The organism is Streptomyces monomycini, assembly GCF_022271435.1.
GTDB classification, from domain to species: domain Bacteria; phylum Actinomycetota; class Actinomycetes; order Streptomycetales; family Streptomycetaceae; genus Streptomyces; species Streptomyces monomycini.
Genome location: NZ_JAFIQY010000009.1, coordinates 135,691 through 152,326 on the forward strand (window position 1 = coordinate 135,691; position 16,636 = coordinate 152,326).

Below are 16,636 nucleotides of genomic sequence, written 5' to 3' on the forward strand. Positions count from 1 at the left end.
CCTCCGCAGCCCGCCCCCTACTGCCGGTAGTAGATCCGGTCCGCGTACTCCCGCATCACCCGGCCGTTCCAGTCGTGGCCGCCGTCCACGTTCCCGGAGCGCAGCAGCGGCGGGTCGATGCCGCGGTCGGCCAGTACACCCGCGGCCGTCGCGACGACGGCCTGCATGACCGCGCTGGTGACGACCGTCGAGGCCGGGGCGAACGGCGCCTCGATGCCCGGCAGCGTCAACTCCGCGTCGCCCACCCGGATCTTGCTGTCCAGGACGATGTCGCAGTGGTCCCGCAGGTAGGTGCCGGAGACGTGCCGCGACCTGGTCTCCTCCGCGTACGCCACCGAGGTCAGCCCGATGACCTTGAGGCCCAGCGCCCGCGCGTTCACGGCCATCTCGACCGGCAGCGAGTTGCGCCCGGAGAGCGAGATGACGATCAGTACGTCGCCGGCCTCCAGGGGGCTGGTGTCCAGGACCGCCCCGGCCAGCCCGTCCACCCGCTCCAGCGCGCTGCCGAGCGTCGCGGGCCGTACGTCGACGCCGACGACGCCCGGGACGGTCAGCAGGTTCATGAGGGCGAGGCCGCCGGCCCGGTAGACGGTGTCCTGCGCGGGCAGGGAGGAGTGCCCGGCGCCGAAGACGAAGATCCGGCCGCCGGCCTCGACGGTGTCGGCGATCAGCGTCCCGGCGGCGCCGATCCGCTCGTCCTCCTCGTCGCGCACCCGGCGCAGCAGGTCGATCGCGGCGTCGAAGTACTGCCCGGCCAACCGGTTGCTCTCGCCCATCGCCGCGGGGCCCCTCTCGTCGGTACTCATCGGTCTTGTACGTTGGTCCTCGTACGTTTGTCCTACGTTCTGACGCATCCGGCAGTACGAGCCGGCCGGGGTGCCGCGTGCCTGCCCCTGGCGGGACGGCCGTGGCGCGGATCACGTTGCGGTCTGGACCAGTGCCCTGTCAATACGGTGTGCGCCACCGCTCGCGACCGGACGGACACCTTCCGGCCGCCCGGGCGTCGCCCGGTTGCCGTCCCGCCGCAGGACGGGCGCCGCCGTACCGGGGTCTCGGGAGGGTCCGGCCGGAGCGGACGCGGATCCGTTGTCAGTGGGATGCGTCAGAATTGAGTTCAGGGCCACCGCACGACACATCAAGGGGCACGCATGTCCGGACTGATCGACACCACGGAGATGTATCTCCGCACCATCCTTGAGCTGGAAGAGGAAGGTGTGGTCCCGATGCGCGCCCGGATCGCCGAGCGGCTCGAACAGAGCGGTCCGACGGTCAGCCAGACCGTGGCGCGCATGGAGCGGGACGGCCTGCTCACGGTCGCGGGCGACCGCCATCTGGAGCTGACCGAGGAGGGCCGCCGGCTGGCGACCCGCGTCATGCGCAAGCACCGGCTCGCCGAGTGTCTGCTCGTCGACGTCATCGGGCTGGAGTGGGAGCAGGTGCACGCCGAGGCGTGCCGCTGGGAGCACGTGATGAGCGAGGCGGTCGAGCGCCGCGTCGTGGAACTGCTGCGGCATCCGACGGAGTCGCCGTACGGCAACCCGATCCCGGGCCTGGAGGAGCTGGGCGAGAAGGCCGAGGCCGACCCGTTCCTGGACGCCGGGCTGGTGAGCCTGATGGACCTGGAGGCCGGCACGGACGGCAAGACGGTCGTGGTGCGCCGGATCGGCGAGCCCATCCAGGCGGACGCCCAGCTCATGTACACGCTGCGGCGGGCCGGTGTGCAGCCGGGCGCGGTGGTCAGCGTGACCGAGTCCTCCACGGGCGTCCTGGTCGGCAGCAGCGGCGAGGCGGCGGAGCTGGAGTCCGAGATCGCCGCGCACGTCTTCGTCGCCAAGCGCTGACCTCCGTCCGCCCCGCTCCGCCTGCCTGACCTGGCCCGACGTCCGCTCCGTAGGGGCGCTCAACCGCTGTACGACCGGACGGAGTTGGCGGAACGCGAGCGGAGCGGCCGGTGGCGTGTCACGCTGACGCTGAGCGTGAGCGCGGGGGCTTGCCGAGGGCCGCGCGGCGATGCCGTACGGGCCCCGGCAGGCGTGCGCGCACGCGACGACAGCGGGCTCAGGACACGACAGCGGGCTCATGACGTGTGGCGCCGGAGACCCGGAACGAGGCGGCCGAACGACGGACGGCACGACCGCACCTGCCGCCGCGGGCCCGGGTCGGGGAGGGGGCTCGGGTGAGGAGCAGTCCGCCGCGACCCCCGGCCCGGTTGCGGGGGCAGTCGTCCCCGGCCTCGGAGCGGTGGACCCCGAAGCGTTCGGTCCCGCAGCGCTTGGTCACGGGGCGCCCGGTTTTGGGACGCCCAGTCTCGAAGCGCCCGGTCTCGGGGCGCCCGGTCTCGGGGCGCCCGGTCTCGAAGCGCCCGGTCTCGAAGCGCCCGGTTTTGGGGTGCCCGGCCTCGGGGCGCCCGGTCTCGGGGTGCCCGGCCTTGAAGTGTCTCGTCCGGGAGTGCCGGGCGTCGGGGTGCCGGGTCTCGGGGTGCCGGGTCTCGGAGTGCCGGATCCCGGATTGCCGGGCGCCGGAGTGTTCGGTCGCCGAGTGCGCGAAAAGATCGATGAGCGGGGCGACTTCGGGAAGTCGCGGGTGCGGAATGGGCGCTTCCGGGCGCCGTGAGCCGGCCCGGAGGCGGTCCGGTGGTGACCGGCGGCCCGTCCGGCGACGCCGCGGCGGCCGTGGCCCGGTGCACGACCAGGGCCCCGGCGCTGCGAGCAGCCGGGGCCCCGCCTCCCCACGTCCCCCCGCCAAGACCCGGAGCCCCGAGCTCTCAGGGTCTTTCCCCGTGGGCCCCCTTCCCGGTGGGGCCCGCCTCCCGCTACGTGTCTCCCCTCGGCGAGGACCGGCAATCCTTGGGTGTGGTCACCCGAACGAGGGTTATTGGGCGCAGAAACAGCTTATTCGAATAGGGGTTCGATAGTGTGGGGCTGCTCAAGGACCGAATGGGGGTGCCAGGGCCCATGGTGCGGCGTATCGACGTGACGGGGACCGGCGGTGTCCGGCTCGCCGCCTGGGAGTTCACCGACCCGCCGAAGGCCGGCCGGGGCGGCGAGGAGGGGCAGCGCGGCCCCGGTGTGCTGCTCCTGCACGGCCTCATGGGCCGGGCGTCGCACTGGGCCGAGACCGCCCGCTGGCTCGGCTCCCGCTGCCGCCCCGTCGGCCTGGACCAGCGCGGTCACGGCCGCAGCGAGAAGCCCCAGGACGGTCCGTACGACCGCGAGACCTACATCGCCGACGCCATCGCCGCCATCGAGCAGCTCGGCCTGGCCCCCGCCGTCCTGATCGGCCACTCCATGGGCGCCCTGACGGCCTGGCAGGTGGCCGCCCGCCGGCCCGACCTCGTCCGCGCGCTGGTCGTCTGCGACATGCGGGCCTCCGCCCTGGGCGCGGCCTCGCAGCAGGAGTGGGCGGACTGGTTCCGCTCCTGGCCGGTCCCGTTCGCCACCCTCGCGGACGTACGCAAGTGGTTCGGCGAGGACGACCCCACCCTGGAGCGGTCCAAGCCGGCCCGCGGCGAGTTCTTCGCCGAGATCATGGCCGAGCGCGCGGACGGCTGGCGCCCGGTCTTCTCCCGCCACCAGATGCTCACCGCACGCGAGACCTGGGTCCACGACGCCCATTGGGAGGACCTGGCGCTGGTGCGGTGTCCCACGCTCGTGGTCCGCGGTCTGGACGGCGAACTGGGCCGCGCCGAGGCCCAGGAGATGGTCCGCGTCCTCCCGCACGGCGTCTACGCCGAGATACCGGACGCCGGGCACTGGCTCCCCTGGGAAGCCCCCGAGGAGTGGCGCGGCGTCCTGGGCCCTTTCCTGGAATCCGTCCTCCCGGCCTGACCCCCCACCGCCACCCGCCCCACTCCCGCACCCGCACCCGCATCACATCCACACCCGCCTCCGCACCCACCTCCACTCCCCCTCCCTCACCCACTTCCTCCCCTGCCGTCACTCCCGCCCCGTAACCCGTGCCGAGCCTGCCCCTGCCTGGGTAGTCTCGGCGACCATGCGCCTTCTCGTTCTTGGTGGAACGTCCTTCGTGGGCCGCGCGATCGTCGAGGACGCCCTGCGCACCGGTGCCGAGGTGACCCTCTTCGGCCGGGGCCGCACCAACCCGGAGCTGTTCCCCGGACTGCCCCGGCTCATCGGCGACCGCGACACCGGCGACTACAGCGCGCTGCGCGGCGGCGGTTGGGACACGGTCGTCGACGTCAGCGGCTACGTACCGCGGCACGTCGGACAGGCGATGGACACCCTGGGCGACCGCGTCGGCCGGTACCTGTTCATCTCCAGCCACGCGGTGTACGAACGTACGGGCGTGGCCCCGGGCAGCGACGAGGACACCCCGCGCCGCCCGCCCGTCCGCGACACCGAAGAGCTGAGCGAAGCCACGTACGGCCCGCTCAAAGTGGCCTGCGAGGACGATGTGATCGCCCGGTACGGCACGCGGTCGACGATCGTACGGCCGGGCACGGTGGCCGGACCGCACGACTCGATGAACACCTTCACGTACTGGGTACGCCGCGCCGCGCGAGGCGGCCGGGTGGCGCTGCCGGGCGACCCCGCGCAGCCGGTGCAGGTCGTCGATTCGCGCGACCTGGCGCGCCTGGTGGTGCAGTTGTGCACCGACGACCGCCCCGGCGTCTTCCACGCGGTGGGCCCGGCCGAGCCGACGACACTCGGTCAACTGATCCAGACCTGCGCGCGAGCGGCGGGCACGCGTGTCGACGTCGTGCCGGTACCTCCCGAAGGCGCGCCGATGATGTTCCCGCTGGTTCGCGCGAGTTGGACGACCCAGCAGCGCAGCGCGGCGCGCGCCCGGCAGGCAGGCTTGCCCGCGACACCGCTGGAGGTGACGGCGGCCGACGTCCTGGCCTGGGACCGCGCCCGGGGCGCGCCCCCGCTCCCCCTCGGCTACACCCCCGAAGAGGAACAGGCCGCCCTCGCTGCCCTGTCTCCGGCCCCGCCCCCACCCACCCCAGCCTGAACGAACGCTCGCTCGCCTCTCATGCACCGGTCAGCCGGCGGTTCTTCGATTTCACCAGCCCTCAGGGGGTACCCGCACCGGCATGGTGACCCTCGCCCGTTCGTCATCCCGGTGGGCGTGCCCCTCGCCCTCGGAGCAGTCGCTGCTCACGTCCAGCACGATGGAGCCCCCTCCGGCGCCACCACCGCGATCTGTGGACCCAGATGTCAGGTAGGCACCCGGCTCGATCCGTCAGTGCATCTCTCCGGCCGGCCGCCCGGCGTCTGCCGTCGCCCCCGGGCCCCAGCCACGCGGCTCCCACGGCCGCCCCCACCAACAGCACAACACAGAACCCCCAGCACACGGCCCGGCTCAGCCGGTACCGAACCGGGCCGTCCGCTCCCGTTACGTCGCCCCCTCCCGTTCCGCCGATCGCGCGGTGCCATCGGCGACCATCACGCCGCACACCAGCCAGGCGCCTGCGCGGCGCAGGCCCCTTGGGTGAAAGCGGTCGCGTACGTGGCGGCGACCCACCGTGCCCACACCGGCAGTGCGGCCCAGCGGTGTCTGAGCCGGGGACGAGTCATCGTGAGGGGTCGAGTTCGCGTTGGACGTGGGTGGCCAGCGAGGTGCCGGTCAGCAGGGAGCCGTAGCCGGTGGCTGACCACAGGCTGTGGCCGGGTGGGACGTCGAAGTACGGGACGGGGCGGCCGTCCTGCTGGTCGGTGAGGGTGTCCGGCTTCCGGTGAGCCCGGAGGGCCCGTATGCAGGTCGCGCAGGCGCTGACCTGGAAGCGCTCGCCGTCCTCGGACCGGCGCCAGGGTATGCGCCGGGCCGCGGGGCCGTGCAGCGGGTGGAAGAAGCACAGGGGGAGCGGCGCCTTCGACCGGTCGAGGGCGGCGCAGCCCTCGTGGAGGAGGGCGAACACGCCGGCCAGGTCGGGGACTCCGCGCGCTCGCTGCAAGAGGGTTTCGGCCGTGGCCCAGGCCTCGCGGGCTCGCCCCGCGGCCGCCGGGGCAGCTCCGGCGTTCTGCGCGTGTCCGGCCAGGCGGACGGCCTCCTCAGCGGCACGCTCCCGCAGATCGGCCTCGTCGGCGCGGCGCGCGGCGGCGAAGACCGCCCGGGGTATCGCCAACGGCTGCGCGAAGTCGCGCAGTCGGGAGCGGCGCCGGAGCAAGAGGCCGGCCGCCGCGACGAGCAGGAGCGGCCCTGCGGCGAGGAAGAGAAAACGGAGAGGGGAAGGATCGGTGGCGGTGGCTGCGGAGGGGGAGGACAGGGCTGTGTGGAGGGCTGCTGTCGTGGTCGCGGTCGTTCCGCCGGTCAGCCACATGCTTCCCCACCCCCGTTCACCGGCTGCGCCGGTGGCTGCGTTGACGGCTGCGCCGACGGCCGTGGCGATGTCCGTGCCGACGCGTGTGTCGTCGCGGCGATCATCTCGTCGCCGCGTTCCACGAAGGTACCGGCCCGGCGAGTGCCGTGGGGGAGCCTGTGGATAACTCCGTTCGCGGCGGGGGCCCGTAGCCCCCGCCGCGACCGTCACCCCTTGCTGACCGCGCTCAGGATCTCCGGCAGCCGGCGCGCCACCAGCGGTGCCGCCACCCGCATGCCCAGAACCGCGATGCCGACCCCGTACGCCGCTCCCACCGGCAGCAGCAGCCACAGCAGGCCGTGCAGGTCGGCCACGTGCAGCCAGATCAGCAGCCCGGCCATCGGTGCGGCCAGGACGCCGCTCACCAGCATGCCGCCGAACAGGCTGAACCAGGCGATGGCGCCCTGTCCGGCGGCGATGTTCTTGTTGCTCTCGGCGGGGATCGAGTACGGGAACAGCGCCGAGGCCATCGCGCCCGTCGCCACCAGGCAGCCGAGCAGGGCCAGGGCCAGTCCGTAGACGTCGAAGAAGGCGGACCACGGCCCGAGGAAGGCGGCCGAGCCGATCACGACCAGCGTCACGAACGGCACGCCGACCAGGGCCAGTCCCAGCCCGCGGGCGCGCAGTTCCAGATAGGCGTCGCGGGGCGAGGAGATCGTCGAGGCGACCATCCAGAACGCCGAGGTGTCCTGCCCGAACTGGTTGTACATCTGCATGCCCAGCAGGGCCGGCGCCGAGAACGCCGTGTAGATGCTGCCGCCACCCTGGAGGGCGGAGATGACCGGGACGAGCAGGCCCACGGCGAACGCCATCGCCCACGACATCTTGGACTTCGGGTCGCGCCACGCGTAGCGCATCATCCGCAGGATGACGGTGCCCGTACGGCTCTCGGGCAGCAGCCGTTGCAGGCCGCCGCCGGAGGAGCGCTGCTTGCGCGCGCTGTCCTTCTCGACGGCCTGGAGGGTCGAGGAGTCGGGCGAGGTCATCAGCGTGGTCAGGGTGCGCTGCCACCACCACAGCAGCAGGCCGAGCGCCACGGCGGCCAGCGCCAGGCCCAGGACGGCACGCCCGTACGAGCCTTCGCTCGCCGCGCGGACCGCGTCCACGGCCGAGGCGGGCGGCACCCAGCGCAGAATGTCGGAGATGGGCTCCAGGGCGGACAGCCCCGCACCCGAACCGAACAGTTTCTGCGCGCCGATGTTCACGCCTTGCGCTCCGATGGCGACGAACAGGCCGCTCAGTACGGCGAGATCACGGCCCCGGCGGCTGGTCAGCAGCCGTACGTTGGCGGTGGCCACGGCTCGCGCCAGCGCCACGCACACCAGGACGACCAGGACGACGGCGAGGACGCCGACGACCGCGGCGCCCGCGGTGTGCGCCAGCATGATCGCCGAGCCGACGGCCAGCGCCAGGGTGAAGACCGGGCCGATGCCGACCAGCGACGTGATCAGCAGCGAGACGATCAGCGGCCGGGGCCGCAGCGGCAGCATGACCAGCCGGGTCGGGTCGAGGGTCTCGTCGCCCGAGGGGAAGAACAGCGGCATCGCCGCCCAGCCCAGCGTCAGTACGGCGGCGAGCAGGACGCCGAGCGAGCCCGCGTGGTCGACGCCGCGCAGGGCGATCAGGCCGAGCAGTACGGCTGCCGCGAACAGCAGGGACAGGACCAGCGACGCCACATAGGCGATCGTCCGTCCGGACGACTGGCGCAGCCCGTTGCGCAACAGGGACAGCTTGAGGCGTACGAAGACCGGCGTCAGCGACGTCGCCGGGGCCGCCTGCGGAGCGCCGGACGGCGCCCCGGCGGACGCCGTGGAGGTGGCGGAGGCGCTCATCGGGCGGCCCCGCCGCCCAGCCAGTCCAGGTCCTGCCCGGCCGCGCGGCCGTTGGCGCCGACCAGTTCGAGGAAGGCGTCCTGAAGGGACGGCGCGTCGCCGCGCACCTCGGCGGTCGGGCCGTCCGCCCGGATACGCCCGCCGGCCATCACCGCCACCCAGTCGCACAGCGACTCCACCAGCTCCATGACATGGCTGGAGAAGACGACGGTGGCCCCGGACGAGGTGTAGCGCTCCAGTACGCCGCGGATGGTCTGCGCGGACACCGGGTCGACGCCCTCGAACGGCTCGTCCAGGAAGAGGACCTCCGGGTTGTGCAGCAGCGCGGCCGCCAGCCCGATCTTCTTGCGCATACCGGTCGAGTAGTCGACGACGAGCTTGTTCTGCGCGCCGGCCAGGTCCAGGACCTGAAGCAGCTGGTCGGCGCGCTTGTCGACCTCCGCACCGGGCAGCCCCCGCAGCCGCCCGATGTAGGCCAGGAGTTCGCGGCCGGACAGCCGCTCGAACAGGCGCAGCCCTTCGGGCAGTACGCCGATACGGGACTTCACCGCGACCGGGTCGTGCCACACGTCGTGGCCGCCGATCTCCACCTGCCCGGCGTCCGGGCGCAGCAGGCCGGTCACCATCGAGAGGGTGGTGGTCTTCCCCGCGCCGTTCGGGCCGACCAGGCCGATGAACCGGCCCGCCGGCAGCGTGAGGTCGATCCCCGCCACGGCGATCTGTTCGCCGTACTTCTTCCACAGCCCCTGGATGCGCACGGCGGGCGGAACCGTGCCGTCTGCCCGGGCGGACGGACCGTCCGGTGGAGTGAGCGTTCTTGCCGTCTGGTCGATGTTTTCCGGTTCGTTGGCCACCGGGCCTGCCCTTCAACGTCCCCGCGGGGGCTGGTCCTGCCCCCGTCCGTTCATCACACGATACGTGCGGGTGTGTGACGGGACGGGCAGGTCCGACAGCTGCGGGTGCAGTAGGGAGGGCGGGGCGCACGGACCTGTGAAGGGGCGTGCGCGGCGCGGCGAGCGCCCGGCGCACACGCGCGGGGCACGGGGGCGGGACGACGGAGCGGCGGGGGCGGCAGGTGCGCCCCGTACGGCCCCGCCGCCCCGTCCTCACCGTTCGCGTGCCGCCGCGGCCTCCCGCCCGCAGGCGTACGCCAAAGGGCTGATCAGTTCGTCCGCGTCCGGCAGCCACCGGTTGGCGGCGGTGGGCTCGCGCACCCACTGCACCGCACCGTGCGCCCCCACGCGCGTCGGGGGCGCGGCGACGTAGTCGCCCTCGCCCCGCGCGACCAGGTCCAGCGACGCGGGCGGCCAGCCCAGGTGCCGTACCAGGTCGGGCACCTTGACCGCGGCGCCGGGCAGGACGAAGAAGAGCATCCGGCGGCCCGGGGTGCGGGTCACCGGCCCGAGCGGCAGGTCCATCCGCTCCATCCGGGCCAGGGCCAGGCAGCCGGCCGTCTCGGGCACGTCGAGCGCCTCGAACGTGCGGCCCGTCGGCAGCAGGATCGAGGCGCGCGGATTCCTGCTCCACAGGCGGCGGGCGGCCGTCGCGCTGCCCGTGGCGTGGCCGGTCCAGCCCGGGACGGCGGGGTGCGCGCCGGGCGCGGCGCAGTCGGCCGCGCCGCACGAGCAGCGCGGCACCTCGCCCTCGTCCTCCAGCCATGCGCCGGGCAAGACGTCCCAATGCCGTTCTTCCGCGTAACGCACCGCAGTTTCGATCAACAGCTCGCCACGCTGCGCGGGGACCTGAGAGGCTCCTGTGACTCCGATGGTGTCTTCCACGTGGTGGACAACTTTCCCCGTCACCAAGGGTTACGGCCGACACGTGCACCACCCCGGCGCATCGTTCCCGCACGTGGGGCGCATGGATGCATGGTCGGGGGCGCGTGCGGGGCAGCGCCGGGAGAACGGGTAGCCACCTGCGTGACGGGCGGAGAGGCCGCCCGGCGGCAGGCCGCGGCACAGCCGGCACGGCCCCGGAGCGAACGCCGGGTCCGTACGGCGCGGCGGCACCGCGAGCAGGACGCGGGTACCGCACGGCGTACCCCGGTTCGGCCGATTCCCCGGCACACCGTTTTCCACCGAAGACCGGCACACCGTTCCACCGAAGACCGGCGCAGCAGGAGCCGAGCCCGTACGGCAGGGCCCGGGAGCACAGCGGCAGGAGCTGCCGGAACACCGCGATCCGGCGGAGCGATCCGCCGGCCGGCCGGTCCGACCGCCACTACTCGGGAATGTCAAGGCTTCGGCGGACATGACGCACATCCGAGATATCCCGGATATCCGGCATATGCGTGGGGAATTGGTCCACGGGTACGGCGTTCGCTGGTGAACGCGCAGCAGTAATCAGGGGGTGCAGCATGGCCGCCAGGCCACTCGTCGCGCGGCAGCCGAACGAACGGCTGCAGGCGCTCATCCAGGAAGCCGCCTGTTCCAACGCCGGACTCGCCCGCCGCGTCAACATGTGCGGCGCCGAACACGGCCTCGACCTGCGCTACGACAAGACCTCCGTCGCCCGCTGGCTGCGCGGCCAGCAGCCGCGCGGCCGGGCCCCCGCCATCATCGCGGAGGCGCTGGGCCGCAAACTCGGGCGGACGGTCACCATCGACGAGATCGGAATGGCCGACGGCAAGAACCTCGCGTCCGGTGTGGGACTGCAGTTCTCACCCACCGTCCTCGGCGCCATCGAACAGGTTTGCGAGCTGTGGCGCAGCGACGTCGGCCGGCGCGACTTCCTCAGCGGCTCCACCGTGGCCGCCTCCGCGCTGGTCGAACCGAGCCGGGACTGGCTCATCACCAGCGCCGACCCGCAGGTCGCGCGGAACGCCGGGGCGCGGGTGGGCATCTCGGACGTCGAAGCCGTACGGGCCATGACCACGGCCCTGGGCGAGCTGGACCACCGCTACGGCAGCGGCCACGTCCGGCCGGTCGTCGTCCACTACCTCAACAGCGTCGTCTCCGGGCTGCTGGCCGGCTCGTACCGCGAATCGGTCGGGCGCGAACTGTTCGCCTCGGTCGCCCGGCTGACGGAACTGGGTGGTTACATGGCCGTCGACACCGGCCAGCCGGGCCTGGCGCAGCGCTACTACATCCAGGCGCTGCGGCTGGCGCAGGCGGCCGGCGACCGCGGTTACGGCGGGTACGTGCTCGCCGCCAGCATGAGCCATCTCGCCGCCTCGCTCGGCAACCCACGGGAGATCGCGCAGCTCGCGAAGGCCGCGCAGGAAGGAGCGCGGGGGCACGTCACGCCGCGCGCGGAGGCGATGTTCTTCGCGGCGGAGGCGCGCGGGCACGCGCTGATGGGCGACGCGCGCGCCTTCCAGGTCGTGGCGGGCCGGGCGGTGGGCGCCATGGAGCGTGCCGCCGGCTCGTCCGGTACCGGCGACGACCCGGTGTGGATCTCGCACTTCGACGAGGCGTACCTGGCCGACGAACTCGCACACTGCCATCGCGACTTGGGGCAGGCGGGCGCGGCGCGCCAGCGCGCGCAGGAAGCGGTGGACGGGCACCCCGAAGGGCGGGCGCGGCGCCGTGCCATCGGGCTGGTGCTGCTGGCCAGCGCGCAGGTGCAGCAGCGCGAGATCGAGCAGGCCTGCCACACGGGCACCCAGGCCATGGAGTTGCTGAGCGGGCTGCGGTCGAACCGCGGCGCCGAGTATCTGGAGGACTTCCAGCTGAGGCTGGAGCCGTACCGGGACGAGCCGGTGGTGCGGGAGTTCGGTGCCCGGCTGGAATTGCGGGCAGCCGCGTAGCGGATTCGCGGCCCGTGGCAGCCGGGGGAGGGCTGGTCGGCGCCCGGGCCGCCTCGTCCTTGTCCGCCGGGCGGGCCGCGCAGGGCCCGCCCGGCGGGACCTTCCGCGCGCCCACAAGGGTCCCAGAAGGGCCTGGAAGGCCCTTGTGGGGCGTTGCGGGTGGGTGGTGACCAGGGGACATGGTCGAACGTGACGGCGACCCGGTAGCGTGAGCCGACGCTTCCGTAAGTCAGCAGATCGTAGGAGTCCCGGTGACGCAGAGCGGACAGGGCAACGACCCGCACTATCCTGCGGGCGAGCCCGCGCGAGAGGGCGTTGTGCTGCCCGCTCACGGCGATCCGTGGGTCCCCGGCCAGCAGGCCGCACCGCCCGCGGGCCAGCCCTGGGGACAGCCTTGGGGGCCGGGGCAGCAGCAGGCACCGGGCGGGCAGCCGGTCCAAGGGCAGCCGCTTCCAGGCCAGCAGGCCCAGGGGCAGCAGGTACAGGGTCAACAGGTGCAGGGGCAGCAGGTGCAGGGCCAGCCGGTGCAGGGACAGTCGATTCCGGGACAGCCTGCCCAGGGGCAGCCGGTTCCCGGGCAGCCGGTCCCGGGGCAAGCGGGGCAGGGGCAGTCGTACGGCGGCCAGCAGATGCCCGGTCAGATGCCCGGTCAGGTGCCCGGACAGCCGCACGGCCAACAGCCGCTGCCTTACGGTCAGCAGCCGCACGCCCAGCAGCAACCGCACGCCCCTCAGCAGCCACCGCACGCCCAGCAGCAGCCGTACGGCCAGGAGTCCTTCGCCCAGTACCCCCCTGCCCAGCCGATGCCCCAGGCGCCCCAGACTCCTCCCGGCATGCCGCCGACGCCGCCCGCGCAGCCGCCGCAGCAGCCGCCGTTCCAGCAGCACCAGCCCCCGGCCCCCATGCCTCCGCAGGCGCAGCCCCCGCAGAACCCCGGGCAGCAGCCCGGCCAGGGCCCTGCCCCGGACATGGAAGCGACCGCGCTGATATCTCCGATACCCCCGTCCGACCCGCAGCCCGGTGGCCAGCAGGGCCAGCCCGGTGGCCAGCAGGGCCAGCCCAGCCAGCCCCCTCACCCCGGCCACCCGAGCCGGCCCGGCCAACTCGTCCCCGCGACGCCGCAGACCGGTGCGCCGATGCCGCCCGCCGCCGGCGACCCGGAGTCGACCGCACTGCTCCGCCCCATCGGCGCCCAGCAGAACCAGCAGAACCAGCAGAACCAGCGGTCCCAGACGCCTGGCGGCACACAGGGCGGCCGGCCCGGCCCCATGCCCGGCGCCGCGCCGATGCCCCCGGAGGCCGGCGGGCCCGCGGGCGGCGGCCCCGCGGAGGTACGTCCCGAGACACCCGGCGAATCCACCCGTACCCTGCGCGCGATCAAGCCGAACGGCCCGCAGCACGGCTCGCCGAACGGCCCCCGGCCCGACACCTCCCGCCCCGCGCAGCCCGGCGCCGACTCCGAGGCCACCCAGTTCATACCGCCGATCGGCGCAGGCACCCCCGCGCCGCCCGGTGCGCCCTTCGGTGTGCCGCCCGGCGCGCCCGGCGACCGCGCGACACCGGCCGAGTTCGAAGGCCTGTTCCGTTCCGGCCCTGCCGGGGCCGCACCGGTGGGGTCGCAGGGCGGTGTCCCCGACGCCACCGCCCAGCTGCCCCGCTTCGACGAGCCGGGGCAGCAGCCGCAGGGCCCGTACGGCCAGCCGCCCCATGGGCACCAGCAGCCCTACGGGCACCAGCGGTACGACCAGTACGCACCGGACCACGAGCCGGACGGCGGCGGCCGGCGCCGTCGCTTCGCGCCCGCCGTGATCATCGGCGTGGCGGTGGTGGCCCTGGCGGGCGCCGGGCTCGGCGTCGGCTGGGCGCTCAGCGGGGGCGGTGACGACGGTTCCGCGAAGAAGAAGCAGGAGTCCGGCGGGACGTCCGGCGCCGCGAAGGACGACACGGACGGCAAGGACGCCAAGCAGCCGTCCCCGTCCGCCGACCCGGTGGCGGCGCAGGCGAAGGGTCTCGACGCGCTCCTGAAGGACAGCAACAACAGCCGGGCCGCCGTGATCGGCGCGGTCAAGAGCATCAAGTCGTGCGACAACCTGGACGCGGCGGCCAAGGACCTCCGGGACGCCGCGAAGCAGCGCAACGACCTGGTGAGCCGGCTGGCCGGGCTCCCGGTCGACAAGCTGCCCGGCAGCGGCGAGCTGACCGCGTCGCTCAACGAGGCGTGGAAGTCCTCCGCCTCCGCCGACAACCACTACGCGGCATGGGCGGACCAGGTCAAGGACAAGAAGGGCTGCCCCAAGGGCAAGGCCCGCGGTGGCAAGGAGCCCGCCCAGGGCAACGCGGACAGCGGCCGCGCCACGAAGGCCAAGCAGCAGGCGGCGAAGCTGTGGAACCCGATCGCGCAGAAGTACGGCCTGACCGAACGCCGTCCGGAGCAGCTCTGAACGGCGTACGGCTCCGAACCGCTCGGCCCCCGGCCGCTCAAGCCCGCCCGCCGCGGAACACCTCCGACACGAGCCTGTCCTGCGCCTTGAGGAACGCTCCGGTCAGGGACAGCGCGGCGTCGTCCACGTAGTTCAGCGCGGCGGTCAGGGTCGTGCCGCCGTCGAGCGTGCTGTACATCAACGCCGCGTGGCCGCCCGCGCCGCCGTTGTGGAAGAGGACGGTGCCGCCGTCGGGGCCCGTGTCCTGCACGCGCAGGCCCAGGCCGAAGCCGCTCTTGGGGTGCGGCTTGCGCATCTCGGCCAGCAGCGGGGCCGGCAGGAGTTCGCCGCGCGCGAGGGCGGAGATGAACGTGTGGAGGTCCTGGGGGGTGGAGATCATGTCGCCCCCGGCGGAGATCCAGGAGGGGTTGAGGCGGGTGACGTCGGCCGTCTCCTGCCGGCCGGCGTCCTCGTACCGGTAGTAGGCGTGGGCGTGCGGTGCGGGGATCTCCGGTGAGGTGCCCGGCACCACGGTGTCCGTCAGGCCGAGCGGCTCCAGGATCCGTGCGTGCGTCTCCTCGGCGCACGAGCGGCCGGTGACCTCCTCGACCAGCAGTCTGGCCAGTACGTAATTGGTGTTGGAGTAGCTCCAGTCCGTCCCCGGCTCGAACCGGGCCGGCCTGGACAGCGCGAGCCGTACCAGGTCCTCGGGCCGGTAGGACGTGAACTGGTTGTCCACCCACTCCTTGCCCGTGATGTTGCAGGGAATGCCCGGTACGACCGTTCCGTCCTCGTAGTACTCGCCGGTGAAGTTGAAGACCCCGCTGGTGTGCTGGAGCAGCGTCCGTACCGTGATCCGCGGGTCCAGTCCGAACCCGGGCAGGCAGGCGTCGGCCGGGGTGTCGAGTCCGATCTTTCCTTCGGCCACCAGTTGCAGCACCAGGGTCGCGGTGAAGGTCTTGGTGTTGCTGCCGATCCGGACGTGCCCGTTCACCGGCGGAGCGACGGTTCCGCCCAGCTCGGCCAGCCCGGCGCTGCCGGACCACTGGCCCCGCTCGTCGTGGACGCGCAGCGACAGTCCGGTGATCCCGGAGTCGACGATCTCCTGGATGGCCTTCCGCAGTTCCGGGCGGTCCGGCCCGGCGGCGGTGGTGTTCGTGGTGCGGAGGGTCTCACCCATGGTCGTTCCTCATTCCGTGGAAGCAGATGCCCGGCACAACTCGGATGCGCGGTGGTGACCGTGGTGGTCACCGGTCCCTCCGAGGCGGCGATGTGCCGAGCGTGCACCCTGACCCAAGGTCAAGGTCAACCTTCGCCGTACGGGCGCGAGATGACCGGAGGCGACCGCGAGTGCCCGGGCCCTGAACAGGCGTTGGCCGCGGCCCGGCTCCGGAGGAATGGCGGACGCGCGCTACCCTCGCCCCTGTGATCGCCCGCACGCCGTACCCCGGAGTGAGCGCGCGGTCCGCCGGCGGACCGGCCGCCCACGACGCGGAGGTGTGCTGAACCGATGGCGGGCGGACTCACGATCGGTCAGGCGGCGGCGTTCGTCGGCGTCACGGTCAAGACCGTGCGGCACTACCACCGGCTCGGCCTGGTCGCCGAGCCGGAGCGGGACGGTTCCGGCTACCGGCGCTACGGGTCGGCCGACCTGCTCCGGCTGATCCAGGTGCGGACCCTGGCCGGGGCCGGCGTGCCGCTGGCGGAGATCGGTGACCTGCTCGACGCCGGGCCCGAGCGGTTCTCCGCCGCCCTGGACGACGTCCGTCACCGGCTCACCGAACAGATCGACGACCTGACCGCGCGCCGCGACACCCTGCACCGGCTCACCCATGGTGACCGCGCCCTCTTGCCCGACCGGGCCTGCGCCGTCCTGGAGCGGCTCGCCGGTCTCGGTTTCCGTCCCGATTACGTGGCCGCCCAGCGGGAGGCCCTGGTGCTGACCCGGGCGCTGGTCCCGGAGATCCTCGACAGCTTCCTGACCCGTCTCGAACTTCTCATGGACGATCCCGAGCACGTCGAGCTGACCCAGCGCGGCTGGGCGGCGCGCTCCTGGGACCCGGACGACCCGCGGATCGCGGAACTGGCGTCCGCCCTGGCCGGCAAGCTGCTGGCCGACCGTGCGACGCTGACGATGCCGGACGGCTTCCGGAACCGGTCCGACGCCGCCTCCCGCTACGGGATGGTCAACCACCACCGGGAGGCCGGGGGACCGGCCGTCGCCCGGCTGAACACGCTGGTCGAGGCGGAGCTGCGTGCGGCCGGCATCGACGTCCCGCGGCAGTGAGGAACCGTTTCCTGCGGGGGACATGGC

Annotated in this window: 12 protein-coding genes; 6 read left to right on the forward strand and 6 right to left on the reverse strand. The window is 73.4% G+C overall.

All coding sequences use genetic code 11. The features are described 5' to 3' along the window. Window positions 1-17: 17 nt before the first annotated feature. Window positions 18-776, reverse strand: a complete 759-nt coding sequence (locus JXZ78_RS14025) for an SIS domain-containing protein (protein ID WP_030019910.1) — start codon at window positions 774-776, stop codon at window positions 18-20. A 372-nt stretch (window positions 777-1,148) separates the two neighbouring features. Between JXZ78_RS14025 and JXZ78_RS14030 the strand changes: the two genes are divergently transcribed. From JXZ78_RS14030 to JXZ78_RS14045, 3 genes are all read left to right on the forward strand, one after another. After that, the gene (locus tag JXZ78_RS14030) at window positions 1,149-1,841 is read left to right on the forward strand and encodes an iron-dependent transcriptional repressor DtxR (RefSeq protein ID WP_030019909.1); all 693 of its coding nucleotides are present in this window, start codon (window positions 1,149-1,151) and stop codon (window positions 1,839-1,841) included. A gap of 1,113 nt (window positions 1,842-2,954) precedes the next feature. Then, window positions 2,955-3,827 (forward strand): alpha/beta fold hydrolase, encoded by an 873-nt coding sequence (locus JXZ78_RS14040; protein WP_030019908.1) that lies wholly within the window; start codon window positions 2,955-2,957, stop codon window positions 3,825-3,827. Window positions 3,828-3,993: 166 nt separating this feature from the next. After that, window positions 3,994-4,974 (forward strand): NAD-dependent epimerase/dehydratase family protein, encoded by a 981-nt coding sequence (locus tag JXZ78_RS14045; RefSeq protein ID WP_030019907.1) that lies wholly within the window; start codon window positions 3,994-3,996, stop codon window positions 4,972-4,974. 562 nt (window positions 4,975-5,536) lie between these two features. On the opposite strand, the gene JXZ78_RS14050 is transcribed toward JXZ78_RS14045, so the two are convergent. From JXZ78_RS14050 to JXZ78_RS14065, 4 genes are all read right to left on the reverse strand, one after another. Next, window positions 5,537-6,283: a hypothetical protein gene (locus tag JXZ78_RS14050; RefSeq protein ID WP_050502421.1), complete on the reverse strand. Its 747-nt coding sequence runs from the start codon at window positions 6,281-6,283 to the stop codon at window positions 5,537-5,539. Between the two features lie 206 nt (window positions 6,284-6,489). After that, a complete protein-coding gene (locus JXZ78_RS14055) occupies window positions 6,490-8,154 on the reverse strand; it encodes a hypothetical protein (RefSeq protein ID WP_030019905.1) in 1,665 nt (554 codons plus the stop codon). Next, window positions 8,151-9,008 (reverse strand): ABC transporter ATP-binding protein, encoded by an 858-nt coding sequence (locus tag JXZ78_RS14060; protein ID WP_030019904.1) that lies wholly within the window; start codon window positions 9,006-9,008, stop codon window positions 8,151-8,153. The genes JXZ78_RS14055 and JXZ78_RS14060 overlap by 4 nt, the downstream gene beginning before the upstream one ends. A gap of 252 nt (window positions 9,009-9,260) precedes the next feature. After that, a complete protein-coding gene (locus JXZ78_RS14065; RefSeq protein WP_030019903.1) occupies window positions 9,261-9,932 on the reverse strand; it encodes a bifunctional DNA primase/polymerase in 672 nt (223 codons plus the stop codon). Window positions 9,933-10,510: 578 nt separating this feature from the next. Here JXZ78_RS14065 and JXZ78_RS14070 point away from each other — a divergent pair. Both JXZ78_RS14070 and JXZ78_RS14075 read left to right on the forward strand, forming a co-directional pair. Next, a complete protein-coding gene (locus JXZ78_RS14070) occupies window positions 10,511-11,902 on the forward strand; it encodes an NsdA family TPR-like regulatory protein (RefSeq protein ID WP_030019902.1) in 1,392 nt (463 codons plus the stop codon). A gap of 251 nt (window positions 11,903-12,153) precedes the next feature. Then, window positions 12,154-14,343, forward strand: coding sequence for a hypothetical protein (locus JXZ78_RS14075; RefSeq protein ID WP_238783095.1), 2,190 nt, complete (start codon window positions 12,154-12,156; stop codon window positions 14,341-14,343). Between the two features lie 37 nt (window positions 14,344-14,380). On the opposite strand, the gene JXZ78_RS14080 is transcribed toward JXZ78_RS14075, so the two are convergent. Continuing rightward, on the reverse strand, window positions 14,381-15,502 hold the full coding sequence (locus tag JXZ78_RS14080; RefSeq protein ID WP_030019900.1) for a serine hydrolase domain-containing protein: 1,122 nt from the start codon (window positions 15,500-15,502) through the stop codon (window positions 14,381-14,383). A 330-nt stretch (window positions 15,503-15,832) separates the two neighbouring features. On the opposite strand from JXZ78_RS14080, the gene JXZ78_RS14085 reads away from it, so the two are divergent. After that, window positions 15,833-16,609, forward strand: a complete 777-nt coding sequence (locus JXZ78_RS14085) for a MerR family transcriptional regulator (protein WP_030019899.1) — start codon at window positions 15,833-15,835, stop codon at window positions 16,607-16,609. Window positions 16,610-16,636: the final 27 nt, after the last annotated feature.

Bases quoted from the DNA above. Each gene is read 5' to 3' on its own strand.
- JXZ78_RS14025 (WP_030019910.1), bottom strand. From the start codon at position 776: ATGGGCGAGAGCAACCGGTTGGCCGGGCAGTACTTCGACGCCGCGATC.
- JXZ78_RS14030 (WP_030019909.1), top strand. From the start codon at position 1,149: ATGTCCGGACTGATCGACACCACGGAGATGTATCTCCGCACCATCCTT.
- JXZ78_RS14040 (WP_030019908.1), top strand. From the start codon at position 2,955: ATGGTGCGGCGTATCGACGTGACGGGGACCGGCGGTGTCCGGCTCGCC.
- JXZ78_RS14045 (WP_030019907.1), top strand. From the start codon at position 3,994: ATGCGCCTTCTCGTTCTTGGTGGAACGTCCTTCGTGGGCCGCGCGATC.
- JXZ78_RS14050 (WP_050502421.1), bottom strand. From the start codon at position 6,283: ATGTGGCTGACCGGCGGAACGACCGCGACCACGACAGCAGCCCTCCAC.
- JXZ78_RS14055 (WP_030019905.1), bottom strand. From the start codon at position 8,154: ATGAGCGCCTCCGCCACCTCCACGGCGTCCGCCGGGGCGCCGTCCGGC.
- JXZ78_RS14070 (WP_030019902.1), top strand. From the start codon at position 10,511: ATGGCCGCCAGGCCACTCGTCGCGCGGCAGCCGAACGAACGGCTGCAG.
- JXZ78_RS14080 (WP_030019900.1), bottom strand. From the start codon at position 15,502: ATGGGTGAGACCCTCCGCACCACGAACACCACCGCCGCCGGGCCGGAC.
- JXZ78_RS14085 (WP_030019899.1), top strand. From the start codon at position 15,833: ATGGCGGGCGGACTCACGATCGGTCAGGCGGCGGCGTTCGTCGGCGTC.